The sequence below is a fragment of the Pseudomonas sp. FG13 genome (assembly GCF_057809755.1).
Genome location: NZ_JBMDKO010000035.1, coordinates 19,500 through 43,087, shown reverse-complemented (window position 1 = coordinate 43,087; position 23,588 = coordinate 19,500). Strand labels below are relative to the sequence as shown.

The following is a 23,588-nucleotide window of genomic DNA, read 5'->3' as shown; positions in this document are numbered from 1 at the left end:
TGAATGTGCCGCCCTCTTCGCGAGCAGGCTCGCTCCCACAGGTCCTGCATCAACCCTGTGCTTCACAGGGCATTCGAGCGTCGCGACCTCACGGTCTCTTCAGCGCTGGATCTTCTCTTCGCCGTCCAACAGCCTCTCCAGCAACAACACCCCCATCTCGCCCATCTGGTGAATCGCCAGGGCCAGGTTGCGCGGGGCACCTTCCAGATCTTCCGATAAATCCAGAATCAGCGTGCTCACCGAGCAGAAGGTTTCGTAAGTGTGCGCGAGCATGCCTTCGGGATCGGCGTCGGGGGCGACGATGAAGTAATCCAGGTGCTTGGCGGTTTTCGGGTCGGGTTGGCCGTTGTCGGGCTTGAGGTAGTAGTCCAGGGCTCTTTGAGCGGCCTGGTCGAGCCTGGCGGAGTCGAGGGTTTCGTGGGGGGACAGCGGGTCGGTGTGCGGGGGATTGGGTGTTGGTTTGATCATGTTTCGTTATCCATTAAATGGGCTACCACCGACTCGCGACTAAACGAGGGTGGCGGCTGAACGCAGGTTAGTCGACCGGGAGGATAACGAAAGAACCGGCGCGCCCGAGGGCGCCCTGCGCACAGCCACCATTAAGCACGGGGACAGGGAACCCGACTGGATGATGCTTATGCACTTCGTTATACCTCCCGGGCGACTAAACCCGACCGCTGGATATCAGCGACGCGAATCAAGTTACGGGGCAAGGCCAAAGCACACAAGCCGGCGGATTCTGGCGGATCTGTAGTCCATTGCGCAAGGCGTTGTAGTCATCCCGATCCATGTCTGACACCACGTCCCACCACTCGTCGTCACTGTCGAACCTGACAGGTGCCAGCCACGACGGGTTTGTCATTCACTACTTCCCCAGAGCCCGTTCTGCGATTGCTATCCATCGCCATTTTTCTTGGGAGTGAGACATGACCACTGACGACGATTCCGAACAGAACGGCCTCGAACCTGCGGTACAGAAGGAGGGCGTCATTGAAACGGGTGAGTCTCATGGGACAAAGACCATAAGGGCTGCAAAGGATGGTTATTGGGCAGACCTCGAAGTGGAGTACACATGGTTTCCTACCGGTAGGTTATTCACTGTAGAGACACAGCGATTTCGGGCAAGCGGCAACGGCCGAAACGAGGGGAATATTAAACTCAAGCTTGTTTCGGACGGTGCGGGCGATACGGGTTGGGATGAACTAACGAAAAATGCGACCCAAGATGACGAGTGGCATTCGTTTGTCCATTCGCGTTCTGTAGCGGGTAATGCTAAGGATGCGGTTATACACTTCAATTTCATATACGACAGAAAAAATGTGGGCGACGTCAGTATGACGGGGCAAGTAAGGGTGGAGCACATTGTCCCTGCGCCATTTATCGATCCAATCAGAAATGTTAGCGCCCGTAGCGTAGTCGTTACCGGCGGGGGCGCTTTATACGCCCATGGTGCAGCGGTGTTTGTCCGCACCAGTGTCAGCGCCGACCCGTCCGAGGCAAGGGTGACGTTTGGCGGAATATGGAATGCGACTGTCAATCTCACGCCCGATGGACGACACATGACGATTGACGCTTATCAGGTGGTAAGCGGCAAACCGTCCGAAAATTCACTTGGTCAGCATATCTTTCTCGCCTATATCTCTGCACCCGACGCCAATACCGTTATGGTCACCGGTGATAGCTTCCGTGGATTCGGTGCCCCCGGTAGCAAAGTAAAAGTGGTCAAGAGAGACAATCAAAGTTTTCAACTGGCAGCAGAAACGACTATAGGGGCAAACGATAGTTGGGCGTCGCCTTTAAATGTTGCACTACCCAGTGGACCTGTCGCAGTGGTGGCGATATTCGAGTTAACAGGTTTCCCCCGAGTCGTTTCAGCACCCGTTACCTATAACGTATTAGGTGCCCCGGCGATCACAGGTCCCGCCGCCAATAGCATTCAGGCACAAACCTTTAACCTCAGCGGTAACAACGCACTCAAAGGTGCAACGGTGACAGTCTATCGCGATCCGTCGGAAACCAGTGTGGGTCACACGCTGGTCACGCAGGACAATGGTAGTTGGAGTGCAGACGTGACCGTGGCGGCGGGGCCTACCTCGCTGGCTGCCTTGCAAACATTGAACGGGAAGGACTCGGGTCGTAGTTCGCCTAGAGCGTTCAAGATAAAACCGCCGAAATTGTTTGATATCCAAGTCACCTACCCCAGGCCCGGCACGGCGAAATTTTCCGGCGCCGGCCACGCCGGCGCCACGGTGGATGTTCATAAAACCGGCGTTAACGACCCGCAGGTCAGCACTGGCGTCAGTGGCGGCCAGTGGGCGGTGGAATGGTCCGATCAGCCGCCGGGAAGCTACTCGGTGGATATCCGGCAAAAACTCCCCGACGGTTCCGCCTGGATTCATTCGGATTGGAGCGACAGGCTCACGGTCACGATACCTGTGCCGATGCCGACCTTGGAGGTTCAGGTTGGCGGGGACCGCAAACCTGTGTTTTCCGGTATCGGTCACAGTTGGACGGGACAACCTGCGGCGCAGATCAAGGTGCTGCGGGTGGGCGAATCGACGCCTGCCGTGCCGACTGTCGAGGTTGCCAACAACAGGTGGTCAAGCGCTGCGACCGAAGCCTGGAATCCGGGGACTTACTCCGTCGAAGCCCGGCAGTTGTTCAATAACCTCTCTTCCGAGCCCACTTCAAAGCAATTCGTCATCCGGGCCCCGGTCCCCACCGTGGAGGTTCGCCAGGACGGCCTGACCCCACGCTTCTCCGGCACCTGCCTGAATGGTGCGCAGGTGCAGCTTCAGTTCGATGGGGACTCGAACTCCCCCTATGCCGCGCAAGTGAACGGTGCCACTTGGAGCTTCACCCGGCAGGAGCCCTTCATGCCCGGCACTTATACCGCCAGGGTCACGCAGTCCTTCGGCGGCCAGATCTCGGATGAGGTGTCCCAACCGTTCGAGGTCGTCGTGTTGCGACCGGTCATCACCTCACCGGTGAATGATGAAGAGGTGGATCACAACCCGATCATCCAGGGCACGGGTGGTATCCCTGGGGCTTTGATGCGCGTGTTTGATTTTGTATCAGAAACCCTTCTCGGCGAAGCCGAGGTCACCGGCAACGCATGGTCGGTGCCCATTACCGAGGACCTTGCGTTTGACGATCACAAGGTTTACGCGGTCCAGCAATACGGCGAGTTTCCGTCCGAGGCCAGCGAGCCAGTCAGCTTCAAGGTGATCCTGTTTCCCCCCACCATCGACCATCCCCAGCCGGGCGATGCCATTGCCCGGGTTTCGGTCATTGATGGCTATGCCCGCAAAGTGTCCGGGCTGGACACGGCCACCGTCGAGTTGTGGCTCGACGGGGCGGACGAGCCGTTGGCGACGGTCCGGGCCAGAGGCAACGATGGCTACTGGTTCTATGACGCGCACCTGCCGGTGGGCACCTATACGCTGCGTGCCAAGCAGTTCTTCAAGGACAAGGACTCCGATTTCAGCCCCGACCATGCCTTCACCGCCGTGCCGGCCATCCCGGTCATCGAGTCGCCGGCACTGCAGCAGCACCTCGGCGCAACGGTGACGATTTCCGGGCATGGCTTCACCGGCGACTGGGTCGAAGTGGCCTGGAGCGATGCACCCGACACGGTGCTGGGCAGGGTGCAGGTGCAGGCGAACCGGACCTGGTCGATGCCCCTGGCTATCGAGCGTCCAGCCGGTCCTCATTCATTGATCGTGCAGCAGGAGTGCGACGGGTACAGCTCCGGGTGGAGCGCGACCCATGAGGTGCTGTTGCTGTCCGGGGCTCCAACCTTCACGACGCCGGAAGCGGGGCAGTGGTTCGCGGGTACGGCGTTCTTCGAAGGTACCGGTGAGAGCGGCAAGCGCGTTGAGGTGTCGCACTGGTTCGATGCCCGGCAGGTGATCGCCCCGGACCTTGCGGTGGCCGACGGCACTTGGGCGGGCTCGCCCCGGGAGCCATTGACGCCTGGCCCGCACTGGGTGAAGGCGCGGCAAGCCGGGTCGGACTGGGGAGAAAGCCCGCGTTTTGACGTGGCCCCGGAGCTGTAGCCACTTCGTCTTCAATACTTGAAACGGAGCACTGCGATGAAAGATTCTCCGGCGCAAATCGCCAGTCGTTTTTGCGAACAGCTCCTGGCGGGGCGACGGTCCGAGCCTCTGTCCGACCTTGGGCAGTATTTCGCGGCGGGTGGCTCGGTGTGTGCCCTGGCACGTAAAGGGGCATCCGGGCTGGTGAACGAGTACGGGCTGGAACCCGAAGATGCCCAGGCGCTTATGCGGAAGATCCCTGGCTCGACCTGAACGTACATAGCGGTACGGGAGCCACGCAGCGTTGGGGCGAACAGACCTTCTTCCCTCGACGGGCGGAGAAGCTCGACTTGACGCTTTCGGTCGCAGAGGGCAGCCCGTTGCTCGATCAGATGCTGACGCTGGGGATCCGCGGTGCTCATGAGCTGGATACGGCCATGAATTTCGGACCGGTAGGGCTAGGGTTTCCCCGGCCATTGACCGTCGATGGCCTGCCGGTGAGTCTTGCGGCCGGTGACCGGACCGATGCGGCGTTCTATTTACAACTGTCGGCCTCGCGGCTGCTGGCACGCTCGCCGCTGAATGCTTTTTCCCTCGGCAGCCATATTCCGGTGGATGTCCTGGCGGCCACGCATCAGGACCCGACGGTGGTCGACTGGGGCGAAACATTGTCCTTTGAAATCACCCTGACCAACGCACTGACCGGTCAACCGGCCCGACATGTACAGGTGTCCTGGCGCGGCACGGACGTGGCCATGGAGGACACGATCACGTTCACCAACTTCTATGGTGTCGCACGCTTCAGTTTCGTGGCGACGGTTGACGGGCCGGGCTCCGTGACGGCCAGCGCAGTCGGTGGGACCGAGGTTGTATCGTTTGAGTATCTCGTCCATGAGGCTTGCGTGATTCAAAGCCTGACCGGTGCTGACCTCGAGGGGCTTCCGGGGGCAGAAGTCAGCGCCGAGGCCACGGTGGTCAGTGCGGCCAGCGGTGAGCCGGTTCAAGGCGTGCGGGTGCACTGGTTCTATAAGGGCGTTGTGCTGGAGCCGGTCGTTACCGATGCGAATGGCAAGGCGCGGATTACCTTTGAGTTACCGCCGAGGATAGGGCGATATTCATTGAGTGCGTCCGTGAGGGGAGAGCTGGGGTGGGAGGCGGAGTGGTTGGAGTCCAGGATATCGGCAACGGAAGATACCTGGGTGCAGGAATTTACGCTTCGGCTAGACGAACGTCCGATCAACATGGACGACCTGGCCAATTGGAGAATGGTGATCAAGGATACAAGTACCAGCATTCTGGAGTTGAGGGTCAGAAAAGATAGCAACTTGATCAACGAGACGAGTGTCACTTTGTATGGGGTTCCACCGGAGGCTCTGGGGTTACGGTTCGATCCAGCGCTGTTCGAACAACTGCCGGTGACGGGCGCTTCCTTGTCCTGGTCCATTATCCCCAAGACAGCGGCTTACGGTGAGTTTGAGTTGGAGTTCCGCAGCCTCGACTCCTATTTGCCACCACGGTGGTTGCCTTTCAAGGTGGAACATTAATTTATAGATTCCCCGCTTTTTTCCACCCCAGGTACAGCGTCACCAGCTCGGCCCCCAGCTCCCCGGGCCGGGCTTGCAGTACCGAAATACCATGGGCGCTCATTCGCTCATGCAGCTCGGCCCGCGCATTCAAATACTCCACCGTCCCGCAATAGGCCAACGCCTCCGGCAAGGTCTGCACCGGTGTCTGGCGCAGCCGATCGAGCGCTTCTTCCCGCAGGCTTGCCACCAGTACTCGATGTTGCTGGCCCAGCCGTTTGACCGCCGTCAGCAGGTCTTCGTCATCCTCATCCCGCAGATTGGTCACCAACACCACCAAGGCCCGGCGTTTCTGGCGGGTCAGCAGCTCGTTGACGGCGGCCTGGTAATCGGCGGGACGTTGGCTGCTGTCGAGGTCGTACACGGTGTTGAGCAACACGTTGAGTTGGCCCTGGCCTTTGGCCGGGGCGAGGTAGCGGGGTGGATCGCTGGCGAAGGTGCTCAGGCCCACGGCGTCACCCTGGCGCAACGCGGTGTAGCTGAGCAGCAGGCAGGCGTTGAGGGCGTGATCGAAATGCGACAGCTCATCGTCCTGGCTGCGCATGCGCCGGCCGCAATCGAGCATGAAGATGATCTGCTGGTCGCGCTCGTCCTCGTACTCCCGGGCGATGGGCGTGCGGTGGCGGGCGGTGGCCTTCCAGTCGATCTGGCGCAGGCTGTCGCCCTCGCGGAATTCGCGCAGTTGATGGAACTCCATCCCCTGGCCCCGCCGTTGGCGCTGGCGCACGCCGAGCTGGTTGAGCCAGTTGTCCACCACCAGCAACTGACCGTCGTAGAGCCTGGCGAAATCGGGATAGACGCGGATCTCATCGACCGCCTCCAGCAGGCGTTTGCCGGTCCACAGCCCCAATGGGCTGGGTAGATTGATTTCGCAGTGTTCGAAGATGAAATGGCCACGCTTGAGGGGCCGCAGGCGGTAGCCGACCTGGCTGTGCTGGCCGGGTTGAAGGTCGACCGACAACGGCAGGTATTCGAAATCCAGGCCATTGGGTATGTGATCGAAGACCTGGACGTTCAGCGGCTGATGAAAGTCGTGAGTGATTGCCAGGTGAACGTCGCTCCAGCGACCCAGCGCCAGGCTTCCGGGCATTTGCCGCTGCACCCGGGGCGACGGCAAGCGCTTGAGGCGCACGGCGTCGAGGATCGCCAGGGCCAGCAGGGCCAGCTGCAAGCCCCAATTGATCGACACGAGCGCCGATGGCACCACGATGCCCAACGCTTGCAACGTGCCCAGCACCACGCCCAGGACCAGCAGGACTGCCAGCCAGATCAGCAGCAGGCGCGAGGGCTTCATGGGTGCATGCTCTTGAGCAGGTCCATTGTGGCGAGGGGATTTATCCCCGCTGGCTGCGAAGCAGACCCTTGCGGTGTACCAGGCAGAACCAGGGGGCTGCTGTGCAGCCCAGCGGGGATAAATCCCCTCGCCACAGAATGCGGCGTCATCAGGAGATCCATCATCACAAACGCGGCGCCGGTACTTGGTCCAGCAGTTGTCCCAAGACCTGGTCCACCGAGAGCCCTTCGATGTCCAGCTCGGGCGCCAAGCGTACCCGGTGACGCAACACGGCCAGGGCGCAGCCCTTGATGTCATCCGGCACCACGAACTCGCCGCCACGCAGCAACGCCCGAGCCCGGGCGCAACGCACCAGCGCGATCGAGGCCCGTGGCCCGGCCCCCAGGCTCAGCCCCGGCCAGCTGCGGGTGGTGCGAGCCAATCTCACCGCATAGTCGAGCACCTGGTCGTCCATCGGTAGGTCGCTGGCGATGCGTTGCAGCGCTTGCACGTCCTTGGCCTGCAACACCGTCCGCAAGGGTTGGACATCGAGCATGTCGGCGCGGGTCGAGCGGCTGACCTGGCGCACCATGTTCATCTCCTGTTCGGCATCGGGGTAGTCCATGCGTACCTTGAGCATGAAACGGTCGAGCTCGGCTTCCGGCAGCGGGTAGGTGCCTTCCTGTTCAATGGGGTTCTGGGTGGCCAGCACCATGAAAGGCTGGGCGATGGGCAAGGCACGGCCTTCGAGGGTCACCTGGCGTTCCTGCATGGCTTCGAGCAATGCGGCCTGGGTCTTGGCCGGCGCGCGGTTGATCTCGTCCGCCAACAGAAGGTTGGTAAACACCGGCCCCTTGCGCAAATTGAACTGCTCGGTCTGCAAGTCGTACACCGCATGTCCGGTGACATCGCTGGGCATCAGGTCGGGAGTGAACTGGATGCGCGCGAACTCGCCGCTGAAGCAGCGGGCCAGGGCACGCACCAACAGTGTCTTGCCCAGGCCGGGAACCCCTTCGAGCAGTACGTGACCACCGGCGATCAACGCCGTGAGCACATCGTCGATCACCGCAGCCTGGCCGACCACTGCCTTGTGCAATTCGGTGCGGATGGCCTGGGCCAACTGACTGGCGCGCTGGCGCTGTTGGGCGGCATGGGCCTGGCTGCCGGCAGGTTCGTTCTGTTCAGTCATAAGGCATTCCTGAGGGTTTGCAGATGGGCGACCTGGCGGCAGAACTCGGCGCTGGACATGCGCTGTTTCGGCCGGGGGCTCAAGGCCTGGCTTATGGCCCGCGTGGATTGGCGGCTGAGCCGTGCGAGCACTTGCCACTGTTCGGCGACGGCCAGTTGTTCGAAGCCGGGATGACGATGCCGCGCCCGACGCAGCACGTCCTGTTGCAAGGTCAGCAGCAGATGCTGCCGACCGTTGTGTCGCAGATGGAACCCGGCGCTGGCCTGCACATGTTCTTCCAGCTGGCGCCGGGCCTTGGAGGCCGGTTGTTGCAGCGGGCCGTGGCGGATCGCCGAGCGCCAGAGCCAAAGGGCAATCAGGGCCGCCAGCGCCACCAGTGCCTGGGGAAAGTAACGCAGCAGCAGGGTCAGCAGGCTGTCGTGATCGATATTGAACAGCAACGTGACGGTGCTGTCGGCGCTCAGGTACCAGAGCAGCCAGGCGTTGTCGTACTGCTCGATCTGGTCGTTCTTCCATAGCTCGGCGTCGGTGATCACGGTGATCGAGCCCTGGCCATGGTTCAGCTGCATCATGTGGGTCGACTGCGCGCTGTTGGCCCAGGCCTGGGCGAGGTTCTTCGGGTCTTCGAGGTGAAAGTCGGTGTCGAAGCCCACATAGGCGGGGGCCTCTTCATCTTCCAGGTACAACTTGGTCAGCTCGGGGTAGGGATCCTTGATCAGCTCTGGGGGCGGCTCCTTGAGGTCTTTGCTCAGGAGCTGGTGCAGTTGCACCCGGTCCAGCAGCAGGTCGCCGCTGCTACCGGTGCTGTCATCCCACAAGGCTTCGGCCACGAACAGCAGGCGGCCACCGGCCCGGGTCCAGTTCATCAACTGATCGACCTGCCGCGGCGTCATGTTCGTCCGTTCACCCAGCAGTAACAGGGTGCGCTGGCGAGGTTCCAGGCTCGGCAGGACGTCCAGGTTGTTGGCATGCTCGACCTCCACACCCTGCCGGCGCAGGAAATGTTCGGCGGCCAGATAGGGATTGGCCTGGGCCTCGGGGGACGGGCCGTAATCGACGGTTTCCTGATAGGGCACCGCGTTCCGGTAGAGGTACATGGCCAGCGCCCCCACCAACGCGACGACAATCAGTATCGCGGCCAGCCATCCTGCGCGGCGGTTCATCGGGAGGCTCCCGTATCGAACAAGCCGCGCCAGCCATCGCACAATTCCTGCTGCAGATCCGGGGGCGGTGTGCGATGCCCGTAGGCAATGTTCTGCCAGTGCAAGGTCAGGTTCTTGCTGAATGCCAGCAGGTTTTCGTGCTGGAGCTGTTCGACGCGCAGCAGCACCTGGCCTTCGGTATCGGCCGGTTTCAAGGCAACGCCGAACTGATGGTGCAACCGGCTGAGCAAGGCCCGATACAGCAGGCCCAGGGCATCACGAGGGTCGGTGCTCCATAACTGCTCGACGCGGGTCGCCACGTCGTCGGGCAGGCTCTCTTCGCGTAGATCCAGGCCGAACATCCGCGGCGGTGCCGGTCGTTCCACCGTAGGCCGTTTGATCGGTTGGCGCTGCCCCAGGGCCTGGAAGCTTTCACGATAGCGCCAGACCAGCCAGGCAATCGCCCCCGCCAGTGTGGCCCAAAGCAAGATCTGGATCAGCGCGGCGGCAGCTTCGTAGTGCTGACGGCCCAACCATTGGAGCAGGGCCTTGAACCAGCCCGGCGTTTCCTTGGCTTCGGTGGGTTCGGTGGTGTCCTCGCCGAAACGATAGCGGGTGACCGTTTGCGGGTTCTTGAACGGTGGGGCTTCGAGGATCGCCTTGATGCTGTCCCTGGAGGCCTCGCTGGTGAGGGGTTGGTTGAGCAACCGCGGGCTGTCGGGGGCGATGCTGTCTTCGTCGGCCCAGGCCGGGGGCGCCGGCGGCAGCAGGAGCAGCGCCAACAGCATCAGCACAGGGGCTGCGCTGCTCAGGCGCTGGCGCAGTCTCCGGAACACCAGTTCGATGTCCCAGGCCTCGAGGATCGTGCGCCGGTTCAGGTAGAGGCTGAAACCGCAGGCGACGTACACCGGCTCCCAGACGATCAGCAGCAGGGGATACAGGACGTTGACCAGGTGCTCGAACCACAACCAGTCGTGCTCGGTCGTCGTGACCAGCTTCTGCCAATCCCAGTCCAGTTCGACCTGTTGCGGTACGAACATATAGAACAGGGCCATCAGGCCGAACCACAAGACGGTCTCCAGATGCACGCCGATCACGGTCAGCCATCGCGCCGCGCGGCCGTTGCGTTGCAGCAACACTTGCAAGCGTAGCGCTCGCGCATTACCGGCGAGGCCTTCGAGTTGCACCACCGGCATCAGGAAACTACGGCTCAGGCTCAACCGCCGCCAGGTCAGGCTGGCGAACAACTGCGGTTTGAGCACTGCAGGCCACTGTCGCAAGGCCTGCTTCAGGGTCGGTGTTTCGCCAAACAGTGCCTTGGACAGGATGTACAGCGGCAAGCGGTCGAAGGCCGGTTTCAACCACCAGAACACCAGCACCACCAGGGACGGTGAGTCCCACAGCAACAGGCACAGCAGGGCGTAGACCGGCAGCGTGACCATGGCCCAGCTGGTCATCAACAGGCGTCGGTGCTGCTGGCTCATCAGCACGCCCAGGTCCATGGCTTCCCAGGTGGTACGGGGACGGATGGCGACGGTGGCATCACTCAGCCGCATGGCGTATCCGTCCGGCAAACAGCAGGTAACTGACCACCAGCAGCCACAGCAAGGCGCCGACCGTGTATTTGACGGTCGGCGTCACGGTGCTGGAGGACCAATACGCTTCGATGAACGCGGCGAGGAACAGGAACAGCATGACCCCGCCGATCATCGACACGCTTTTACCTGCGGCGAGCCGCAGAGCTTCGCCCCGGGTTAGGCGTCCCGGCGCGATCAATGCCCAGCCCAGTTGCAGGCCTGCGGCGCCGGCCAGGGTGATGGCGGTGAGTTCGAAGGCGCCATGCCCGATCACGAACGACCAGAACGTGCCTCCGGAACCAATCTGGGTCAGGTACCCGGCGACTGCGCCGATGGTCAGACCGTTGAAGAACAGGAAGAACGCACTGCCCAGGCCAAACATCATGCCGCTGGCAAACGTCTGAAAAGCGATGCCGATGTTATGCATGATGTAGTAGCCGAACATGGCCCAGTCTTCGCTGGCCGCCCGTTCGATCGAGCGCCCCAGGTGGCCGGCGGTGGGGTCGTACATGCTGCGGATCTGGCTGACCTCTTCGGCGTCCAGCACGCTGTAGACAAGGTCTGGAACCAGGTAGACCAGCAGCCCGATGCCGACCAGGCTGCCGAGGAACATCAGGCTGGCAGCCAGTACGAACCGCCACTGTTCACGGACCAGCCGGGGGAAACCGGCCAGGATGAACGCCGAAAGGCTGGCCGACGGCCGGCTGCGGTCACGGTAGAGCTGCTGGTGACCGCGCAGCGCAAGTTGTTGCAGGGTATCGACCAGCAGGCTGCTGTAGCCCCGCGCCTGGGCCAGCGCCAGATGCTGGCAGAGCCGGCGGTAGGCTTGGGGGAAATCGCTGCTCTGGGGCACATTGCGGCTGCGCTCCAGTTGATCGAGCTGCCGGGACAGCTGTTCCCACGCTTCCTGATGACGGTTCTCGAACAGGCTTTGCTTCATGTCGGCCCCAGCAGGCCGCGGGCGATACCATTGAGCTCGGCCACGGCTCGCGGTGGCTGGACATTCAGTGGTGCCGCCAGGATGGCCGCCAGTTCGTTGACCCTGGCCTCGGAAAGTTCGGCCTGACGCTCGGCGAAACCCAGCACCGCGCGTTGCTCGTTCAGGCTCAGGACAAAGGGCGGGCGTACCGGCAGTGCCGATGGCAAGGCAGGGCGCTTGATCGGTTGCTCGCGATACACCACCAGCGTGCCGGCCGCCAGGTCGCCCAGGCGTTTGAACGCCGGATGCTGCAGGCAACTGATCGCCCCGAAGGTGTAGCCGAAGGGCAGCATGTCGACGAAACGCAGCAGGTTGCGGATCAGCGAGGCGGACCAGCCGATGGGACGACCGTCGTCCTGGACCACCCGCAACCCCATCATTTGTTTGCCGGGAGAGCAGCCCTGGCGCAGTACCTCGAACAGCACCATGTACCACCAGCTGACCACGAACAGCAGGATGGAACCGAGGCCGATACCCAGGTCACCGAAAAATGCGAGGATGCCGAACAGAAAACCCAGGATCAGCCCCCGTATCCCCAGGTCGATGGCAAAAGCCAGCGCGCGGGGCATCAACCCTGCCGGGCGCAGTGGCAGGTCGATGCCTTCGGGCGTCTCGACCTGATACCGCGTGTCCAGTGGCGGGGGCAGCGGCGCGGTCCTTTGCAGTGCTGGTGTCTCGAGCATGGGCAACCTGAGTGATGGGCCGGTTCGAACATTCAATCCCGGCAGATGCTAGCAGCCTTCGTGCGGGCAAACGATACAACTGTGTATGTCATTTTATGGATCGTGACGTGATTCAATCCGTCGACCCCTGGCCGAAGCCGGGTGGGACCCCTAGACTTCGCCAGTCTTTTGCTCAGGAACAGCCCGTGACCTCCATCTTCTGGTACGACTACGAAACCACCGGCATCGATCCCCGTTGCGACCGGCCCTTGCAAGTGGCGGGCATCCGTACCGATTTCGAGCTCAACGAAATCGACGAACCGGTGAACCTGTATTGCCGGCCGAGCGATGACATCCTGCCCCATCCGGCGGCTTGTGCGATCACCGGCATCACCCCGACATGCCTGGCTGAAAAAGGCTTGAGCGAAGCCGATTTCATGACCCGTGTCCACCAGCAACTGGCCGCGCCCGGTACCTGTGGCGCCGGCTATAACACCCTGCGTTTCGACGATGAAATGACCCGCTACAGCCTCTATCGGAATTTTTTCGACCCGTATGCGCGGGAATGGCAGGGTGGCAACAGCCGTTGGGACTTGATCGATCTGGTACGCGCGGCCTATGCGCTGCGCCCCGATGGTATTGCCTGGCCGCAAGAAGATGGCCGGGTCACCCTCAAGCTCGAGCGCCTGACCGCCGCCAATGGCATCGACCATGGCCAGGCCCACGATGCGTTGTCGGACGTGCGCGCAACGATTGCCCTGGCCCGCCTGATCCGCCAGAAGCAGCCACGGCTCTACGACTGGCTGTTCCAGTTGCGCAGCAAGCAGAAGGTGATGGACCAGATCCGCCTGTTGCAGCCTATGGTGCATGTTTCCGGGCGTTTCTCGGCCGCTCGAAATTATATCGGTGTGGTTTTGCCGCTGGCCTGGCATCCGAAGAACCGCAATGCCCTGATTGTCTGCGACCTGCACCTGGATCCCCAAGGCTTGTTGGACCACGATGCGGACTTCTTGCGGCAACGTTTATATACCCGCCGCGACGAACTGCTCGAGGGAGAGTTGCCTGTGCCCCTCAAACTCATTCATATCAACAAATGTCCGGTGGTCGCGCCGCTGTCGGTGCTGCGTGCCGAGGACCGGCAGCGACTGCAACTGGACATGGATGGACTGCAGCAACGGGCGTTGCAACTGAGTGATGCCCAGCAAGTTTGGCAGGATAAACTTCAGGCTATTTATGGTCGCGAGGATTTCACGGCCAGCGAGGACCCCGAGCAACAGTTATACACAGGCTTCCTCGGTGATCGCGATCGGCGTTTATGTGAACAAGTCCGCATGGCAGACCCGGCTCATTTGGCGCAAGAGCGCTGGCCTTTCGATGATGAACGTTTGCCGGAATTATTGTTCCGATATCGCGCACGTAACTTTCCAGATACGTTGAACGCCGAAGAGCAGGGGCGCTGGAAGCTGTTCTGTCAGCAACGCCTGTCATCACAGCAATGGGGCGCACCCAATACCCTGGAAAGTTTTGATGAGGCGATGGGAGAGTGGCTGGCGCTTTCCACGCCATTGCAGCGAGAGGTGCTTCTGGAGTGGCAAGGTTATAGCCAGCAACTGCGTAAACGTTTAAGCCTTTGAACGGCAATGCAGTGAAAAACCCACAGGCATGAAAAACGCCAGCAATGGCTGGCGTTTTGTGTGCGTAGAGAACGCTGAAACCCGACGAGGCTTAGCCCAGCAGGGTTGCCCAGCCCTCAACCACATCACCGCCCCACTTGGCTTTCCACTCTTTCAGAGTCTTGTGGTTGCCACCTTTGGTTTCGATGACTTCGCCGTTGTGCGGGTTTTTGTATTGCTTAACTTTGCGAGCGCGTTTGGTGCCGGTAGTTTTCACGGCGCCGCCACGAGGTGCTTTACCCGACTTGGCTTCTGGATCCAACAGGGCAATGATGTCGCGCAGGGACTTGGAGTACTCGCCCATCAGAGTGCGCAGTTTGCCTTCGAATTCCAATTCTTTTTGCAATTTATCGTCTTTGGACAGGTCGGCCAGACGCTGTTGCAGTTCTTCAATGGCTTGTTTTGTAGCGTTGTATTCAGTGATCAAGGACATGGGGACTACCTTATGTAGGGCACTGCGGACAAGGAGACAGTGTGGCAATAGTAATCAGACAGTTTCATCAAGTAAACATTTAAGCAGGCTTTTATTTAATTACTTAGTACCAGGCCACAAAAAAGGGCCTTGCAGTTAAATACCCTCACGGCTTTTCACATCCTTTCACAATATAAGCGCTTGCCCCGGCCCCGCCCCGCTCGGTGCCCGCAGGGGCTCGGTCTGTCATCAATACTGCAGTTTTGCGGCGTAATGGCTAGAATGGCGGCCTTTGCGAAGTTCTGGAGTTCCCTAATGCGCACTTTTCGGCTGGTGATTGCTTGCCCGGACCGCGTCGGTATCGTTGCTAAAGTCAGTAACTTTCTGGCGTCCCATAACGGTTGGATCACTGAAGCAAGCCATCACTCGGACAATCAGAGCGGCTGGTTTTTCATGCGTCACGAGATTCGTGCCGACTCGCTGCCCTTTGGCATCGAGGCTTTCCGCGAGGCGTTCGCGCCGATTGCCGAAGAATTCTCGATGGACTGGCGCATCACCGACACCGCGCAGAAAAAACGCGTGGTGCTGATGGCCAGTCGTGAATCCCACTGTCTGGCAGACCTGTTGCACCGCTGGCACAGCGACGAGCTCGACTGTGACATCGCCTGTGTGATTTCCAACCATGACGACTTGCGCAGCATGGTCGAGTGGCACGGCATCCCGTACTACCACGTACCGGTCAACCCGCAGGACAAGCAGCCGGCGTTCGCTGAAGTCTCGCGGCTGGTCAAGCAGCACGATGCCGAGGTGGTGGTACTGGCCCGTTACATGCAAATCCTGCCACCGGACCTGTGCAGCGAATACGCTCATAAGGTCATCAACATCCACCACAGTTTCCTGCCGTCGTTCGTCGGTGCCAAGCCATACCACCAGGCCTCGATGCGAGGCGTGAAGCTGATTGGCGCCACTTGCCACTACGTGACTGAAGAGCTGGACGCCGGCCCGATCATCGAGCAGGACGTGGTACGTGTCAGCCATAGCGACAGCATTGAAGACATGGTGCGCTTCGGGCGCGATGTGGAGAAGATGGTGCTGGCGCGGGGCTTGCGTTACCACCTTGAAGACCGGGTGCTGGTGCACGGCAACAAGACTGTGGTGTTCTGACCGAACGGCTGGCGATCAACAATGGGGATAAACCCGCGCACCTGTGGCGAGGGGATTTAGCGAAACGTCGCACCGCCCCGCTGGGGCGCGAAGCGGCCCTAAAATCGACACCTCGGTGTGTCAGGCGGGCCGATTGATTATCTTGGGGCTGCTGCGCAGCCCAGCGGGGATAAATCCCCTCGCCACAAAGTTCTGTGTTGTCTGTTATTTGACGGACAGGGCTCTTTTCATGATGAGGCACACCATGACCGATCCACTGGACAAAGCCACCTCCAAGGCCCCGGCCACCCTCGGTGAGGGCTGCCTGAGCCGCTACGATCCTGAAGAGCTGAGCCCGGAGGACGGTACGGAGTTTCCGGACGCCGCCGAACTGTGGAAACAGACCCATCCCCAGGACGATGCCGAGTAGGCATCGACCGTTTCAAACCTCTCGGAGCTTCATCAGCTTCTTGATCAACGGGCGTCCCACCATCAGGAAGAACACCGGTCCGCCCGCCACCAGGTAAAAGTAGTAGGTCACCGCCCGCCAGATCAGGATCGCCGCCGCAGCGGTGGACTTGCCCACCATCGGCGCCAACAGAGCGGCCGATGTCACCTCCGCCGCTCCGGCACCGCCGGGCAACAGGCTGAATTGTCCCGCGCTCAGGGAGAGCATCTGGACCAGGAAGCTCCAGGCCCATTGCAGATCCGCCCCCAGCCCTTTCAACGCCAGGTACAGCACGCTGTAGCGCAGGGCCCAGTGCAGGCACGTCAGGCCGAAGACCTGGAGGAGCGTCTGCCGTGGCAGTTTCAGCGTTGCGGTAAACGCAGCCAGGAAACGCAGGATCTTGCGCCCCCAGCGGTGGCGGGTACTGGCCTGCACGCGCAGATGTCGCAGCAACCTGGCGCCCAGCAGGATCAGCCGGCGATGGTAGCGAGCCATCAATGCACAGCCGATCAGTCCGCCAAACAGCGAAAGCGCGCTCAGCACCAGCATCGATTCCATGCGCTGGCTGAGATTCTGGAATAACGCATACAGCAGGATGCCCACCAGGGCGCAGAGAAAGAACAGCAGGTCGCTCAACTGGTCCATGGCGAACACCGCGCTGGCGTGGGCCGGGCGCACGCCGTTGCGGGCCAGCAGGGCCATCAGCGTCAACGGCCCGCCACTGCCGCCGGGCGTTGCGCACATGGCGAACTCGGTGGACATCACCACGCCGATGCTTTTCAGCCCGCCGATGCGCTCACGTTGCTCACCCAGCAGCAGGCGCAGGCGAAGGGAGTTCAGGACCCAGCACAGCCCGATCATGCCCAACATGCTCAACAGCAACGACAAGGGAAAACGCTGTACCCGCGACCACATTTCCCCGCCACCCACCAGCAGCGGCACCAACAACGCCGTGAGCAGCGCCGCCGCCAGCCAGATCAGCCGTTTCATGCGGCGCGGCTGACCCGCAGGCCTTGGGTGGCCAGCCAGTCGATCTTGGTCATCGGCACGCGACCGTCATTGAGCAGGCGCTTGAGGGTCCGTAGCCAATAGTTTCGGGAAAACCCGTGGCGCATGTCTACCGGGTGCAGGCCCAGGCGAATCACCGGCGCTTGGCGCCAACGCTGTTCACGTTGGTCGCTGAGCACTTTCGATAACCCACGGCGCCAGGCGCTACGGGCGCTCCAGACCAGCCCCGGGGCGTCGATGGGGGTGAAGTCCGGCAGGCGATACAGGTGCTGGGTATCGCTGGTGTAACTCAACGGCAACTGGCGCAAGGCCCGGCGTGTGCCTTCGCTCATCAGCCAGGCCGGGGCGACGAAACCCTCCAGCGGCCACTGGTAACGCTCAAAGGTTTCGATGCCGGCGTGCAGGCGGGTGAGGGCGGCTTCCTCGGACAGGTCGTAGAACTCACCTTCATGGGTGTAGACCCGACGCATGAACCAATCCCGGGGGTGGAGGGCCGGTGGACCGTCGTCGCAATGGTAGTAGCCATGCAACACCAATTCATCGCCACGCTCGACCCGGCTATCGAGCAGGCGTCGAAACTCCGGGTGATCATCCAGCGCGTTGGTGTGATGGAAGTCCGGCACCACCAGCCAGGTCATCGGCACGTGACCAAGCGCGTCAACGGCTTCGACGAAGGGTTGGTAGTCGGGCCAGGTTTGCGGGGCCACGTCGTGCAGTACCAGTAATACGCTGGGCGAGTGATTCATCGGCACGGACCTCGTCTCAACCATTGGCCTGTAGCGGCATCTGTTCACCGAGCACGGCGTAATAATGCCCCAGCAGGCTGTTGACCACCGAATCCCAGGCGTAGTGACGCTCGACATGACGGCGCGCGAGCAAACCGCGGCGCTGGCAACCTTCGGAGAAGAGCTGCCGCACGGCATTGGCCATGGCCTGTGGATTGTTCGGCGTGCACAACAGGCCGCAATCTTCCTGGACGATCTCGGTGAACGCCCCAGCCGCGACCGCCACCACCGGAATGCCGCTGGCCATGGCCTCGAGGATCACCAGACCGAAGGTTTCCTGATCGCCGGCATGCAGTAGAGCGTCGGCGCTGGCCATCAGCCGGGCGACTTGCGGCGCCGGGCGGAACGCATCGATCACGGTGACGTTGTCCGGCACCACGGCGGGCATGGACGAGCCCACGAGCAGCAGATGGTAGCGCTCGCCCAGGCGCTTCATGCATTTGAGCAGCACCGGCAGGTTCTTTTCCTTGGACCCACGCCCGGCGAAGATCAGCAGGCGAGTGTCTTCGGCGATGCCCAGCTCGGCCCGCAGTTCTGGATCGCGGGCGCCGGGGTGGAAGGTCTGCAGGTCAACGCCCAAAGGCTGCACATGGACATTGCGCACCCCCAGACCGGTCAGCTTGTCGGCCATGACCTGGCTCGGCGCCAGGACCCGGTCGAAATTGCCGTACAACTTGCTGACGTAGGCTTCGATATTGGGGGTGAACCAATTGCCCATGCGATTGCTCACCAGCAGGGGCAGGTCGGAGTGATAGAACCCGATGACGGGCACGTCCAGCTGGCGTCGAGCGTCCAGTGCGGCCCAGGCGGTGAGGTAGGGATCGCCGACTTCGATCAGGTCCGGTTGCAGATCGCGCAGGGCGTTACGCCAGGGCGCGAGGCGCAGCGGGAAGCGGTAGCCCTTGCCGAAGGGCAGCGCAGGGGCGGGCACCTTGTAGATCCCATCCTGCTCGCTCAAATGCGCGCCGGGAATCAGCAGACTGTGGCGGATACCGGGCCGATCCCCCAGGCGACGGTGCTTGGCATCCAGGTAAGTGCGCACGCCTCCGCTGGCGGGGGCGTAGAACATGGTTATGTCCGCTATATGCACGATGAACATCCCTCCGGTCTGTGTTCTCCTGTGTTGACCTTTATGAAGAATAGATGTTCGGTTGGGTTGTGGTGGGGCCGAGGTGTCAGTGGAGTATTACTTTGTTTGATAGGCCCTCATCGCGAGCAGGCTCGCTCCCACAGGGGATTGCATTCCAACTGTGGGAGCGAGCCTGCTCGCGATGGGGCCAGTCCAGGCGCTGTCAGATACGGAAACTGCCTACCAACTGTTTGAGCCGCGCCGCCTGCCGTTCAAGATCGGAACACGCGCGCAAAGTGGATTGCAGGTTTTCCACGCCTTCCTGATTCAGGGTGTTGATTTCGGTGATGTCCACGTTGATCGACTCCACCACGGCTGTCTGTTCCTCGGTTGCCGTAGCCACCGACTGGTTCATGCCGTCGATTTCGCCGATGCGCTGGGTCACGCTGTTCAGACGCTCGCCGGCCTGGTTGGCGATCTCCACGCTCTCCTGGCTGTGACGCTGGCTGTCATTCATGGTCGTGACCGACGCTCGCGCGCCAACCTGCAATTCCTCGATCATGGTCTGCACCTGTTGCGCCGATTCCTGGGTGCGATGGGCCAGGTTGCGCACCTCATCGGCCACCACGGCAAATCCGCGCCCGGCCTCGCCGGCCCGGGCGGCTTCGATGGCCGCGTTGAGGGCCAACAGGTTGGTTTGCTGGGAAATGCTGGTGATCACTTCCAGGATCTGGCCGATGTTCACGGTTTTGCTGTTCAGCGATTCGATGTCGCTGCTCGACGTGCTCAGCAGGTCGGACAGCCGGTTCATCGCGGCAATGCTGCGGTCCACCACCTGCTGGCCGTCTTCCGCCAGGCCACGGGCATCGCTGGCCTGATGGGAAGCCTGGGCGGCATTGCGGGCGATTTCCTGGGCGGCGGCGCCTAGTTGGTTGATGGCCGCGGCGACGCTGTTGGTCCGGCTGGACTGTTCGTCGGAATTGACCATCGACGAGTTCGAGGCGCTCACCACGCGCAAGGCGACTTCGTTGACGTGCTCGGTGGCGGAGGACACTTCGCGGATCGAACCATGGATCCGCTCCACGAAGCGGTTGAACGCGGTGCCCAGGATGCCGAATTCGTCCTGGTTCTGGATCGTCAGGCGCTTGGTCAGGTCGCCCTCGCCGTCGGCGATGTCCTCCATGGCCCGGGTCATGACATGCAATGGCTGGATCAGGAGACGAATCAGCATGCTCAACAGCGCAATGATGAAGACCACGGCAATGACCGTGGCAATCACCGCCGAGGTTCGGAAATTGCTGAGCATCGAGTAGGCCTGATCCTTGTCGACCGACACACCGACGTACCAGTTCACCGAGGGCAGGCCCTTGATCGGTGTGAAGGTGACGATGCGGGTATGGCCGTTGACCTCGACTTCGTTGATCTGATTGCTGATTTTCGGCGTGTTTTGCGGATAGGCATCGTTCAGGGTCTTCATGACCAGGGCTTTATCGGGGTGCACCAGGATCTTGCCATCGGCACTGACCAGGTAGGCGTAGCCCATGCCGTCGAAATCCACGGTCTTGAGGTTGTCGATGATGGTTTGCAGGCTCAGGTCGCCACCCACCACGCCGACACTTTGCCCGTTGTTTCTGGATGCGCTGGCGATGGAAATGATCAGTCCGCCGCTGGCGGCGTCGATGTAGGGTTCGGTCAGGGTGGCGGTACTGCTGTTTTCGGCGCCTTTATACCAGGGGCGTACCCGGGGATCGAAGCCGTCGGGCATCTTTGCGTCGGGGCGTATGATAAAGCTGCCCTTGGCATCGCCCAGGTAGGACGCCATGAAGGTGGAGGTCAGCGCCTTCTGTTCCAGCAGGCGGGTGACGCTGGCCTGATCCGGAGTGACGGCGATGTTCTGGGCCAGGTTTTCGATCAGCAGAATGCGGCCGTTCAGCCAGGTCTGGATGTTGCTCGCCGTGACGTCGCTCATTTCATGCAGGTAGCCGTCGAGGTCGTCACGAATGGCGTTACGTTGCAGGTAATCGTTGTAGGCGGTGAAGGATGCAAAGGCCGCGATGACGATCAGGGCGGCGGCAATCAGGATTTTGTGGCTGAAACGCAGGTTTTTGTTCATGGCTCGGGGTTCCGCGGAGTCTTATAGCTCTGGGCGTGCTTTTATATGAAAAGTTCGAAAAAAGGCGCCGTGTTGAAAGTTCTGATATTTCCTTCTCTCCCTGGGGAATTATCCGACCGTGTTTTCACTGAGGTCTGTCGCTTCTTATATCGGCCATACTTGTTCAAAAATTAATCACAGGTGACCCCATGCCTGACTCACTGCAACTCGTTATCGGGGCCGACCTCGCCGGCCAGCCCATTGGCCAGGCCATGCGCCTGGCGAACCGTCATGGCCTGGTGGCAGGCGCCACCGGCACCGGCAAGACCGTCACCCTGCAACGCCTTGCCGAAGCCTTCAGCGATGCCGGCGTGGCCGTATTCGCGGCAGATATCAAGGGCGATCTGTGCGGACTCGGCGCCGCCGGCAACCCCCAGGGCAAAATTGCCGAGCGTATCGCCGGCATGCCCTGGCTCGAACATAAGCCTCGGGCTTATCCGGTGACCCTGTGGGATGTTCACGGCCAGTCCGGTCACCCGCTGCGCACCACCCTGAGCGAGATGGGGCCGTTGCTGCTCGGAAGCCTGCTGGAGCTGACCGACAGCCAGCAGGCTGCGCTGTACGCCGCGTTCAAGGTGGCGGATCGTGAAGGCCTGTTGTTGCTGGACCTCAAGGATCTGAAGGCCCTGCTCAATCACCTCAAGGACAACCCGGCACTGTTGGGGGACGATGCGGCCCTGATGACCACCGGCTCCAGCCAGGCGCTGTTGCGGCGCTTGTCCACCCTGGAACAGCAGGGGGCCGACGCGTTGTTCGGCGAACCGGCCTTGCAGCTCGAAGACATCCTGCAACCGGACAGTGACGGTCGTGGCCGCATTCATCTGCTGGACGCCAGTCGTCTGGTCCACGAAGCGCCCAAGGTCTACGCGACGTTCTTGCTGTGGTTGCTGGCCGAGCTGTTCGAGCAATTGCCCGAGCGCGGCGATGCGGACAAACCGCTGCTGGCGCTGTTCTTCGACGAGGCGCATTTGTTGTTCGCCGATACGCCGAAGGCGTTGCAGGAGCGCTTGGAGCAAGTGGTACGCCTGATCCGTTCCAAAGGCGTCGGGGTGTACTTTGTCACTCAATCCCCGGGCGACTTGCCGGACGACGTCCTGGCGCAGCTGGGATTGCGCATCCAGCATGGCCTGCGGGCCTTTACCGCCAAGGAACAGAAGTCCCTGCGGGCGGTGGCCGACGGGTTTCGGCCGAACCCTCAGTTTGACACCCTGGCCGTGCTTACCGAGCTGGGCATTGGCGAGGCCCTGGTGGGCACCCTGCAGGAAAAAGGCACGCCGGAGATGGTCCGACGGGTGTTGGTGGCGCCCCCGCAGTCGCGCATCGGGCCACTGACCGAGGCCGAGCGCGCCGGCTTGATCGCCCGCTCGCCGTTGCAGGGACGCTACGATAAACCCATTGATCGCGAATCGGCCTACGAAGTGCTGATGGGTCGCAAGGGCCTGGAGCCCGAGGTTGCGCCCGGCAAACCGGCGGTCGAGGAGCCGAGCTTTACCGAGAAGGCCGGAGAGTTTCTTGGCACGGCGGCGGGCCAGGCATTGAAGTCGGCGATGCGCCAGGCGGCCAATCAATTGGGGCGGCAGTTGGTGCGGGGGTTGATGGGGTCGTTGCTGGGAGGCAGCAAACGGCGGTAGCTGAGAACCGAGGTGTCTTCATCGCGAGCAGGCTCGCTCCCACAAGGGATCACATGCGGTTCACTGTGGGAGCGAGCCTGCTCGCAATGGCTGCCTGCCGGGCAATGGAGGTCTCAGGGCTTGGCCCTGGCATGGGCCGCCAACCGCTCCAGCGCTGCCCTGAGGCTCGGGTCGCTGATGCCGTCCGCGGTGGCCTGGATGGTTTCGGCGGCGTCGGTGGACAGGTCCAGGGTATGCCCCTTGGCCCCGACCTGTACGGTGGGTGGCTGTACCTTGAAGAGAATCCGCGTGAGGCTGGCAAACTCCTCGAATGCCTGTAATTGACGCAGCAGGCGTTTCTGCTGGTAGCGCAGGCGCGTGGCCCAGTGACCATCCGTGACGATCAGCAGCAAACTGCCTTCACGCCAGGACGCCACGTGGCAGTGTTCGCGCGCGGCGGGTTGCAACTGGCTGTCCAGCAGGCGTTGCAGGTGGCCCAGGCGCTTGGCGTGGCCGAAGATGGCTTTCAGCGGTTTGGCTTCGCGCAACAGAACGGCAGGAGCCTTGGCTGGGAGAGGGCGGAAGGCCATGAACGAATACCGCGAGTGACAGAGGCGCCATGGTAGCAGAAAGCGCCGGGTACGCCTCGACCCCAACGGCCAATGGCTACTTGCTGACACAAACAGTAGGAACTTATGCGCTTTGTGGGTTGAACTTCGCGTAAAAGCCCTTATTTTAGGAGGGCCCCGTCACAGCGCTGTGCCAGCATCGTGGAATAACGCCACTTTCCTCACCATCGTTTCCGGGTAGAATGCTCGTTCGCATGCGGCCATGAGGGCTGCACGG

Annotated in this window: 20 protein-coding genes; 7 read left to right on the top strand and 13 right to left on the bottom strand. The window is 61.6% G+C overall.

Annotation, left to right across the window (positions count from 1 at the left end; translation table 11 throughout):
* Nucleotides 1-99: 99 nt before the first annotated feature.
* The gene (locus ACODTO_RS22370) at nt 100-468 is read right to left on the bottom strand and encodes a DUF6124 family protein (RefSeq protein WP_489107057.1); all 369 of its coding nucleotides are present in this window, start codon (nt 466-468) and stop codon (nt 100-102) included.
* A 458-nt stretch (nt 469-926) separates the two neighbouring features.
* Here ACODTO_RS22370 and ACODTO_RS22365 point away from each other — a divergent pair, with 458 nt between their 5' ends.
* The 3 genes from ACODTO_RS22365 to ACODTO_RS22355 all read left to right on the top strand — a co-directional run bounded on the left by ACODTO_RS22365 (nt 927) and on the right by ACODTO_RS22355 (nt 5,581).
* Complete coding sequence (locus tag ACODTO_RS22365) at nt 927-4,058, top strand: Ig-like domain-containing protein (protein ID WP_489107056.1); 3,132 nt, start codon at nt 927-929, stop codon at nt 4,056-4,058.
* A 36-nt stretch (nt 4,059-4,094) separates the two neighbouring features.
* A complete protein-coding gene (locus tag ACODTO_RS22360) occupies nt 4,095-4,310 on the top strand; it encodes a hypothetical protein (RefSeq protein ID WP_489107055.1) in 216 nt (71 codons plus the stop codon).
* 77 nt (nt 4,311-4,387) lie between these two features.
* Nucleotides 4,388-5,581 (top strand): transthyretin-like family protein, encoded by a 1,194-nt coding sequence (locus ACODTO_RS22355; protein ID WP_489107054.1) that lies wholly within the window; start codon nt 4,388-4,390, stop codon nt 5,579-5,581.
* A gap of 1 nt (nt 5,582) precedes the next feature.
* On the opposite strand, the gene ACODTO_RS22350 is transcribed toward ACODTO_RS22355, so the two are convergent.
* The 6 genes from ACODTO_RS22350 to ACODTO_RS22325 form a co-directional block, all read right to left on the bottom strand.
* Nucleotides 5,583-6,914, bottom strand: coding sequence for a DUF58 domain-containing protein (locus ACODTO_RS22350; RefSeq protein ID WP_139645185.1), 1,332 nt, complete (start codon nt 6,912-6,914; stop codon nt 5,583-5,585).
* Nucleotides 6,915-7,077: 163 nt separating this feature from the next.
* Nucleotides 7,078-8,082, bottom strand: a complete 1,005-nt coding sequence (locus tag ACODTO_RS22345; RefSeq protein ID WP_041022935.1) for an AAA family ATPase — start codon at nt 8,080-8,082, stop codon at nt 7,078-7,080.
* Nucleotides 8,079-9,245: a DUF4350 domain-containing protein gene (locus tag ACODTO_RS22340; protein ID WP_139645187.1), complete on the bottom strand. Its 1,167-nt coding sequence runs from the start codon at nt 9,243-9,245 to the stop codon at nt 8,079-8,081. Before ACODTO_RS22340 ends, ACODTO_RS22345 begins: the two co-directional genes overlap by 4 nt.
* Nucleotides 9,242-10,780, bottom strand: a complete 1,539-nt coding sequence (locus ACODTO_RS22335; protein WP_175363031.1) for a DUF4129 domain-containing protein — start codon at nt 10,778-10,780, stop codon at nt 9,242-9,244. Before ACODTO_RS22335 ends, ACODTO_RS22340 begins: the two co-directional genes overlap by 4 nt.
* Entirely contained in the window at nt 10,767-11,741 is a 975-nt protein-coding gene (locus tag ACODTO_RS22330) for a stage II sporulation protein M (protein ID WP_175384675.1), read from the bottom strand. Before ACODTO_RS22330 ends, ACODTO_RS22335 begins: the two co-directional genes overlap by 14 nt.
* The gene (locus tag ACODTO_RS22325) at nt 11,738-12,463 is read right to left on the bottom strand and encodes an RDD family protein (protein WP_175384676.1); all 726 of its coding nucleotides are present in this window, start codon (nt 12,461-12,463) and stop codon (nt 11,738-11,740) included. The genes ACODTO_RS22330 and ACODTO_RS22325 overlap by 4 nt, the downstream gene beginning before the upstream one ends.
* 185 nt (nt 12,464-12,648) lie before the next feature.
* Between ACODTO_RS22325 and sbcB the strand changes: the two genes are divergently transcribed.
* Nucleotides 12,649-14,076 carry an exodeoxyribonuclease I gene (sbcB, locus tag ACODTO_RS22320; RefSeq protein ID WP_139645195.1) on the top strand — a complete coding sequence of 476 codons (1,428 nt, stop codon included), beginning with the start codon at nt 12,649-12,651 and terminating at the stop codon, nt 14,074-14,076.
* A gap of 91 nt (nt 14,077-14,167) precedes the next feature.
* Here the strand turns inward: sbcB and mvaT are convergent, their stop codons facing one another.
* On the bottom strand, nt 14,168-14,548 hold the full coding sequence (mvaT, locus tag ACODTO_RS22315; protein ID WP_139645197.1) for a histone-like nucleoid-structuring protein MvaT: 381 nt from the start codon (nt 14,546-14,548) through the stop codon (nt 14,168-14,170).
* A 294-nt stretch (nt 14,549-14,842) separates the two neighbouring features.
* On the opposite strand from mvaT, the gene purU reads away from it, so the two are divergent.
* Both purU and ACODTO_RS22305 read left to right on the top strand, forming a co-directional pair.
* Entirely contained in the window at nt 14,843-15,691 is an 849-nt protein-coding gene (gene purU, locus ACODTO_RS22310; RefSeq protein ID WP_041022929.1) for a formyltetrahydrofolate deformylase, read from the top strand.
* A 244-nt stretch (nt 15,692-15,935) separates the two neighbouring features.
* Nucleotides 15,936-16,100 carry a hypothetical protein gene (locus ACODTO_RS22305; protein ID WP_176563004.1) on the top strand — a complete coding sequence of 55 codons (165 nt, stop codon included), beginning with the start codon at nt 15,936-15,938 and terminating at the stop codon, nt 16,098-16,100.
* Nucleotides 16,101-16,112: 12 nt separating this feature from the next.
* Here the strand turns inward: ACODTO_RS22305 and gpgF are convergent, their stop codons facing one another.
* The 4 genes from gpgF to ACODTO_RS22285 form a co-directional block, all read right to left on the bottom strand.
* The gene (gpgF, locus tag ACODTO_RS22300) at nt 16,113-17,108 is read right to left on the bottom strand and encodes a glucosaminyl phosphatidylglycerol flippase (protein ID WP_139645199.1); all 996 of its coding nucleotides are present in this window, start codon (nt 17,106-17,108) and stop codon (nt 16,113-16,115) included.
* A complete protein-coding gene (gpgD, locus tag ACODTO_RS22295; protein ID WP_139645201.1) occupies nt 17,105-17,872 on the bottom strand; it encodes an N-acetylglucosaminyl phosphatidylglycerol deacetylase in 768 nt (255 codons plus the stop codon). Before gpgD ends, gpgF begins: the two co-directional genes overlap by 4 nt.
* Nucleotides 17,873-17,888: 16 nt before the next feature.
* Entirely contained in the window at nt 17,889-19,010 is a 1,122-nt protein-coding gene (gene gpgS, locus ACODTO_RS22290) for an N-acetylglucosaminyl phosphatidylglycerol synthase (RefSeq protein ID WP_139645203.1), read from the bottom strand.
* Nucleotides 19,011-19,203: 193 nt separating this feature from the next.
* Nucleotides 19,204-21,093 carry a methyl-accepting chemotaxis protein gene (locus ACODTO_RS22285; protein ID WP_139645206.1) on the bottom strand — a complete coding sequence of 630 codons (1,890 nt, stop codon included), beginning with the start codon at nt 21,091-21,093 and terminating at the stop codon, nt 19,204-19,206.
* A gap of 188 nt (nt 21,094-21,281) precedes the next feature.
* Between ACODTO_RS22285 and ACODTO_RS22280 the strand changes: the two genes are divergently transcribed.
* The gene (locus ACODTO_RS22280) at nt 21,282-22,763 is read left to right on the top strand and encodes a helicase HerA-like domain-containing protein (RefSeq protein ID WP_489107053.1); all 1,482 of its coding nucleotides are present in this window, start codon (nt 21,282-21,284) and stop codon (nt 22,761-22,763) included.
* A gap of 113 nt (nt 22,764-22,876) precedes the next feature.
* On the opposite strand, the gene ACODTO_RS22275 is transcribed toward ACODTO_RS22280, so the two are convergent.
* On the bottom strand, nt 22,877-23,332 hold the full coding sequence (locus ACODTO_RS22275; protein WP_024776505.1) for a DUF721 domain-containing protein: 456 nt from the start codon (nt 23,330-23,332) through the stop codon (nt 22,877-22,879).
* Nucleotides 23,333-23,588: the final 256 nt, after the last annotated feature.